This window comes from Shewanella subflava, from assembly GCF_025971955.1.
Classification (GTDB): domain Bacteria; phylum Pseudomonadota; class Gammaproteobacteria; order Enterobacterales; family Shewanellaceae; genus Shewanella; species Shewanella subflava.
Map to the genome: position 1 here is coordinate 137,942 of NZ_JAPDMX010000007.1, position 7,181 is coordinate 145,122.

At 40.7% G+C, this 7,181-nt stretch carries 5 protein-coding genes and 1 tRNA gene; 2 read left to right on the forward strand and 4 right to left on the reverse strand.

Annotated elements, in window-relative coordinates:
* Positions 1-3 precede the first annotated feature (3 nt).
* The 4 genes from OHT75_RS05300 to rsgA form a co-directional block, all read right to left on the reverse strand.
* Positions 4-3,219, reverse strand: a complete 3,216-nt coding sequence (locus OHT75_RS05300; protein WP_264725424.1) for a mechanosensitive ion channel domain-containing protein — start codon at positions 3,217-3,219, stop codon at positions 4-6.
* A gap of 48 nt (positions 3,220-3,267) precedes the next feature.
* Positions 3,268-4,140, reverse strand: a complete 873-nt coding sequence (locus OHT75_RS05305; RefSeq protein ID WP_264725425.1) for a DMT family transporter — start codon at positions 4,138-4,140, stop codon at positions 3,268-3,270.
* A gap of 11 nt (positions 4,141-4,151) precedes the next feature.
* Positions 4,152-5,018 (reverse strand): archaetidylserine decarboxylase, encoded by an 867-nt coding sequence (asd, locus tag OHT75_RS05310; protein WP_264725426.1) that lies wholly within the window; start codon positions 5,016-5,018, stop codon positions 4,152-4,154.
* A 96-nt stretch (positions 5,019-5,114) separates the two neighbouring features.
* On the reverse strand, positions 5,115-6,179 hold the full coding sequence (gene rsgA / locus OHT75_RS05315) for a small ribosomal subunit biogenesis GTPase RsgA (RefSeq protein WP_264725427.1): 1,065 nt from the start codon (positions 6,177-6,179) through the stop codon (positions 5,115-5,117).
* A gap of 111 nt (positions 6,180-6,290) precedes the next feature.
* On the opposite strand from rsgA, the gene orn reads away from it, so the two are divergent.
* The gene (gene orn, locus OHT75_RS05320; protein WP_264725428.1) at positions 6,291-6,836 is read left to right on the forward strand and encodes an oligoribonuclease; all 546 of its coding nucleotides are present in this window, start codon (positions 6,291-6,293) and stop codon (positions 6,834-6,836) included.
* A 268-nt stretch (positions 6,837-7,104) separates the two neighbouring features.
* Positions 7,105-7,180: transfer RNA gene (locus OHT75_RS05325), tRNA-Gly, on the forward strand.
* The last annotated feature ends 1 nt before the right edge of the window (position 7,181 follow it).

Sequence of the window (7,181 nt, forward strand, 5' to 3'; positions counted from 1 at the left end):
TCATTATGGTTTGATAAAGAGGGATTTATCTGCAGGTTGATGCTGACTAATGTGTAAATCCATTTGAGGATAAGCTAATTCCACATCATTATCTTTGAGTTTTTGCACCACTTGCTTGTGCAATGAGTGACGAAGTGGCCAGCGTGCATCCATATCTTTTGCATAGGTGCGCACTTCAAAATTTAACGTGTGACTGCCAAAACCAGCAAACCAAACATCAGGCTCTGGAATTTTTAAGGCAAATTCACAGTCACTTACTACCTGACGTAATAGCATTTCAACTTTATTGGGGTCTGAATCTCTGGCTACATTGACGGTGACGATAACCCGTGTGATGGGATCTGACAATGACCAGTTAACTAACTGTTCAGTAATAAATGCCTTATTGGGGACAATAATTTCTTTTCTATCCCAATCGACAATCGTCGTCGCTCGAATTTTAATTTTACTGACAGTACCGCTTAAATCACGGATGGTGACGGTATCACCAATTCGAATCGGCTTTTCAAATAAAATGATCAAACCTGAGATAAAGTTGGCGAAAATTTCTTGTAAGCCAAAACCTAGACCGACTGAAAGTGCAGCCACTAGCCACTGAAGTTTTGACCACTCCATGCCCAATGAGGCAAAGCTTGCTAAGGTACCAATAAACAGCACCAAATAACTGCTGACCGTCGTAATTGCAAATCCGGTACCTGTCGATAAATCCAGACGCTGTAATAAGGTGAGCTCTAATAAACCAGGAAGATTTCTGGATATCATTACCGATAAACCGATGATAATAGCGCTGTTAAGCAATGACTTTAAGGTAATAGGTAAAAGCTGTTCGATACCATTTAAATTGGTTGTGGTAGTCCATAACGTTATACTGTCTAAAAATGGCACTAATGCGGTATGGGTTTGTGATAACCAGGCCAAGGTGGTGGCGAAAAAAGCCAAAATAAGCAGCGATCTCACCAAACCGAGTGATTGACTCGATATTGTTTCTAGGTCGACTACTGGCTCTTCATAGTTATCCAGAGATTCGATATCGCTCGCATCTTCTCTTTCCCTTAGGGCAATGCGTTCTGCTCGTTTCGCTTTTGCCCTATCAAAGGCGATCAGTCGGCGCTCAATCAGCATCCATCTTTTAATTAATTGATAAGCCAATAAAAATCCGAAACCGAACAGGATTGATATTTGTAATTGGATCAGCATTTGGAAGGCGGTGTAGTAATAACCTATCACTGAGAGCACTGCGCTGATGATTGGCGCCGAAAGTAGGATAGTCCACATGATTTTTTGGAACATTTTCATGTTGAGATTATCGTGCCTATCACTACGATATTGTTGAATTGCACTCAGTAAAAATTTATACATTAACCATAATAAGTAACAGAAAAAGATAAAGGCACCGCGGCCAATGCTATTTCTCAATGTTGTATTATCAATCGCTTCTGTAAAGCCTAAAATCCCAATTACCGGCAACGAGAAAATCATTAAAGTTTTGAGTTTGTCATGGGAATCTTGGATCAAATCTTTGGGGCGGCCGAAGTGACTAATGATAATGCCTTTATCTAAAGACAGGATGAAAGCAAATTGATATATCTGGTACACCACACCAATAGATAACACCCCTGCACCAACGGCATGGGTAAAGTTATTTGATGAGTCAAATAAAATGATCCCCGCGAGTAAAATGGGAAGTGGTTTAAACATTGAGTAAATCAGTGTAAAAATTAAGGCTTTTAAAGTGTATTTAAACTTATCCTGAGTCACATTACCGACATATTCACTATATCGCAGCATGACTTGATTAAAATGCGGTGTGAGTAAGTCTTGTGCCATAAGGCACAGGATCACAATGATAATCCACCATGCCCATGGATAGTTATAGTCTTGCCAAGAATCGATTAACTGTTGCCATTGCGCATCCTGCAATAACCATAAGCCACTTTGTGTTAAATCTTTAAGCCATAGGGTGTTAATTGGCGCAGCATTGGGAACCCAAAATAATTGTTCGTTTAAGGTGTTTTTTAGGGTTTCATATAAAACAATATATTGATCATAACTGATGTTCAGTTTTGCCAGCTCAGATAAGTAATGCGCATGGCTTTCAATTAATTGGCCAATTAATGTTTGCTGTGATTGCAGTAGGGCAATTTGTTCTTCACTGAGCATATCTGCAGCGCTGAGTTGCTGGGCATTAGCAGATTGCTGCTGTTCTAACTGGTAACGCTCAAAACGGCTATCCGTGATGTCATTTTGTAATTGCTCCTGATTGGGCGGTTTAGGTAATGAGTGTAATATTTCTAGAAATCGTTCACCGAAAGTTGCATTACTTTTTACCCAAGTCAGTTGCTCTTGAACATTGGTTAATTGCAGTGCCAATCTTTGATAGCGTTTTTCAGTCTGTTCTTGTAAATCAATTGAGTTGGATATTTTACTGTTCAACGATATCAAACGTTCACCGAGTTCTTGATTAAATGCGCTAATTTGCACAGAGAGTGGATCTGACGATTGATGTTGATCATTTAAGTTATCCGCTAACGTTGTTGCCGTTTTTTGTTCACGGTTTTCAATGTTATAGCGGTTTATAAGTTCAACAAGCCCTTCTTGTTGATTCAGTTGTAAGCGATTAAGTTGCTGACGTAAACGTAAAATTTCTGCTTGCTTTGGACTGGCATCTAATTCTGCTTTTAACGTGGCTTTTTGTTGCTGCAATAAACGGGTTTGCAGCTCATAGCGCTCGCCGGCAGGCGTATCTGTCGGGGGGGCTAGGGTTTTATTTTGTTGACTAATAGCGGTTTCAATTTGCGTCAGCAAATTGGGGAGCAATCGTTGGCGAGCAATTAAGGTATTGAGTTGTTCATTTAAGTCTATGTCGGTTTGTTTTAATGTCGCTAAACTCTCGTATGCCGTTGATGTTTGCTCTGCAATACTGATGTTTGTTTTTAATTTGGGAACAATATTGGGGGCATTAACCTGTCTTTCGAGTGCTGTCTTTTTGCCAGCACTATTTTGATTCATTTTTAAAAAATGCTGCTCTTGCGCCGCAGATTTACTGATACTGTCTTTGAGTGTCGCAATTTGCGTATTGATATCTAACGCCGCAGGCTGAGCATTATCTTGGTTTAGCCCCAAAGGTTTATTCAATTGCAACGGAGAATTCCCCCAGCTTAATGACGTAAAGCTGAGGGATAGAATGAAGAATAGCAATGTTCTAGTAACACGTAACATAATGATAAGCTCTAAGAAAGACATGCTGATAGTAGCAAAGAACTATTGTTAGCGCTTATTTTTTTGATGACTTTGTTGTGTTTCAAATAAGGCTGTGGCGACGATAATAGCCCCACCCAATAAGGTTCTACTGCTTAAATGTTCGTCAAGAATAATCAGGGCTAACATGGCACCATAAAATGGTTGTAAGCATGACACTAAGCCCACTGTTTTAGCACTTAAATAGCGTAATGCTGTGGTGAATAATGCATGTGGCGCAGCGGTAAATACAACCCCTAATAAGACAATTAATCCCACAGTATGTTGATTTAAGTCTGCTATCGTTACATCTTGCCAGGGGCTTAAAAATACCACTGCCACTAGAGTTTGATAAAACATGGCATGTGAGCCACTGTATCCGGTGAAGTAACGTTTATGCAATAAATTACGTGCAGTAAATAGCATAGCCGATATTATGCCTACAATAATACCTAAGGTGATATCATTTTCGAGGTTAGGTTCGGGGATCAGCATTATCACGCCGACAAGTACCGCCACACCGGATAGCACGTCAACCCACTTTAATTGGGTTCGATTAATGAGCGGTTCGATCAAGACTGTCATCACAGGATAAGTAAAAAAAGCGATCATCCCGATTGCAACAGAAGACAGTTGCATTGCGGCAAAGTAGGTGACCCAGTGGCAGCTAACTAGGACGCCAAGCAAAATGGCAATGAAGTAATCATTTCTATGTTTTAGCGTGAGAGAGTGTTTACTGGCTTTGACTAATATTGCCAGCACCAAAGCAGCAACCGCACAGCGCAAAAAAGTGATATTAAGCGCACTTAGTGGAATAAGCTTAGAAAATAGCGCCGTACCACCAAAGAGTAATACGGCGAGATGGACTTCAATAAGTCCAGAACGGGGATTAACGGTTGTCACATTAACACTGGTTATTTAAGGTTAATATTTGCAAAGGCCTGCCCCATACGGGTGGTTTCGCCTGGGTCAACACCATCTGCAAAAGTGTCAATTGCATCTTGGGCAAACAGCATAACAACCGTACTACCTAACTTGAAACGCCCCATTTCAGCGCCTTTCTCTAAGGTTAATGCTTCTGGTCCTGTGGTTGGGTAATTCCAGCTAAACACTTGCTTGCCACCAGGCGGTGTGACAGTGCCTGCCCACACGGTTTCAATGCTGGCAACGATCGTTGCGCCCACTAAAACCATGGCCAATGGGCCTATTTCAGTTTCAAAAATAGCCACAACACGTTCATTACGCGCAAATAACCCAGGAACATTTTTTGCAGTCAGTGGGTTAACTGAAAATAAATCGCCAGGTACATAGGTCATTTTAGACAGCGTGCCTTTTATTGGCATATGAATTCGATGGTAATCTTTAGGCGCAAGATAAATTGTGGCAAAGTCGCCACCTTCAAAACGCTCTGCGTCTGCTTTATCACCACCTAATAAGGCTTGTGAAGTATAACTGTGTCCTTTAGCCTGAAAGATATTACCCGCTTCAATAGGACCGCATTGACTGACTGCACCATCAACTGGGTGAGCCATAACGTTTGCTTGTTGGTTTATAGGGCGTAAACCTTGCTTTAATTCTCGGGTGAAAAAAGCATTAAAAGTTTTGTAGGCTTCTGGCTCACTGATAGCGGCTTCAGACATATCAATTTTGTATTGTTTGATAAACCATTTAATAAATGCCGTAGTTAATGCGCCGGCTTCAGCTGCGGCAAACTTACCCACTAAGCGTGATAAAAAGTGTTTTGGCATAATGTATTGCAATGCAATTTTTAATGAGTCCAATTGAATTCCCTTACTCTTTTTTATGTCATTTTTACGAAAATTTTGATGGTTGGATTATTCTATTACAGCTATCAATCGATGAGTCACAAGACTTATTTAGATATCATCGATGGCTCGAAAATGGCGAGCATGGCGCTGTTCGTCAAGACTGGCAATAATACGGCTGTAATTATAAAACCTATCTTGAGTGATTTTGCCTTCTTTTAAAGCTTCCTGCAGCGCGCAACCTGGGTCATCCCCATGTTTACAGTCTCTGAATTTGCAGGTACCTAAAAAGTCTCTGAATTCGATAAAACACCAACCCACTCTTTGTGCATCTAAATGCCACAGAGCAAATTCACGCACGCCTGGGGAATCAATTAAATCTCCGCCGCTGGCAAAATGTAATAATTTAGCGGTTGTGGTGGTGTGTTGGCCTAAACCTGAATTATCAGATACATCACCAGTTAATAAATCTGCTTCAGGCATTAATGCATTGATCACTGATGATTTACCTACACCAGATTGGCCAGCAAATACACTGACTTTATCTTTCAGTAATGATTTGAGGTCGTCAATCCCTTCGCCAGTATGGCTACTGATTTGATAAACTTGATAACCAATATCACGATATCGATTTAGCGCTTGCTCAATTTCAGGGCGATTTTCATCGGTCAATAAATCGATTTTGTTTAATACGATAATAGGGGCGATATCAGTATCTTCGCAGGCAACTAGATATCTGTCGATAATCTGAGTGGTGAAGCTAGGTAAAACTGACGACACAATGAGAATTTGGTCAATGTTGGCGGCAATGATTTTAACGCCATCATAAAGGTCTGGGCGTGTTAGTGACGATTTTCGTGGATGTACCGCTTCTACAATCCCGCCAATATTGGAACCGGATTGCACCTCTGTGGCTAAACGCACGATAACATTGTCACCGGTCACCAAACTGGTGACGGCACGGCGAATATTACAACGGGTAATGGTGCCATCTTGGGTTTCAATATCCGCATGTTGCCCAAAACGAGAGATCACCACACCGGGTTGTTCTGGTGTGAGTAAATGATCTTGAAGGTCGGCATTATCGCTGACTGAATCGGTGCGCTTTAATCGTTTTGATTGATTGGCACGCATGCGCCTTAATTGGCCTTGGCTTAGGGGTTTCTTTTTACTCACAGGCAGATCTTCATCAATAAAGGTGTTTTTTTGTGTCTTAAAAGGATTATGATACACCCAATGAAATAAAAATGCCTGAATTTAGGGCGATAGATACAAGAAGGCGAACAAATGGCTGCTGATGCGAAAAATTTGATATGGGTTGATCTTGAAATGACTGGGCTTGAACCTGAAGTTGATAGAATTATTGAGATTGCGACGTTAGTGACAGATCAAGATTTAAATATCATAGCTCAAGGACCTGTTTTAGCGATTCATCAAACCGATGCCGTTTTAGCGGGCATGGATGATTGGAATCAAAAGCATCATGGTGAGTCAGGGTTAATTGATCGTGTTAAGGCTAGCAAGGTTTCTGAGCAAGATGCGATCGCTCAAACTATTGCATTTTTATCTCAATATGTGCCCAAGGGGGCTTCACCAATGTGTGGTAATAGCATTGGTCAAGATCGGCGATTTTTGAATAAGTACATGCTTGAACTGGAAGATTATTTTCATTATCGCAATGTTGATGTGAGTACAATTAAAGAATTAGTTCGCCGTTGGAGCCCTGCAACGATGGACGGATTTACAAAAAAGAATACCCATCAGGCATTAGAAGATATCAAAGAGTCGATTGCAGAATTGCAGTATTATCGTAGTCAGGTATTTAAAATTTAAGCAAACGATGCAATTTTTGCAAAAAGAGTGCAAAAAGAGGTTGCAGCATAGTAAATATTACCTATAATGCGGCCTCAACTTTCTACAGAGCACCAAACTCTGATTATTAGAAAGAATGAAATTTGAAAGTTTGCGATATTAGTTCAGTTGGAAGGTAGAAAGACGATACCTTTTGATTGTTACTAGTTAAGCAATGATATGCGACATTAGCTCAGTTGGAAGGTAGAAAAACGATACCTTTTGATTGTTACTAGTTAAGCAACGATATGCGACATTAGCTCAGTTGGTAGAGCGATACCTTGCCAAGGTATAGGTCATCGGTTCGAACCCGATATGTCGCTCCAA

What these genes read in the sequence shown, in the direction of transcription:
- orn (WP_264725428.1), top strand. Translation starts at nt 6,291, where the DNA reads ATGGCTGCTGATGCGAAAAATTTGATATGGGTTGATCTTGAAATGACT.
- OHT75_RS05300 (WP_264725424.1), bottom strand. Translation starts at nt 3,219, where the DNA reads ATGTTACGTGTTACTAGAACATTGCTATTCTTCATTCTATCCCTCAGC.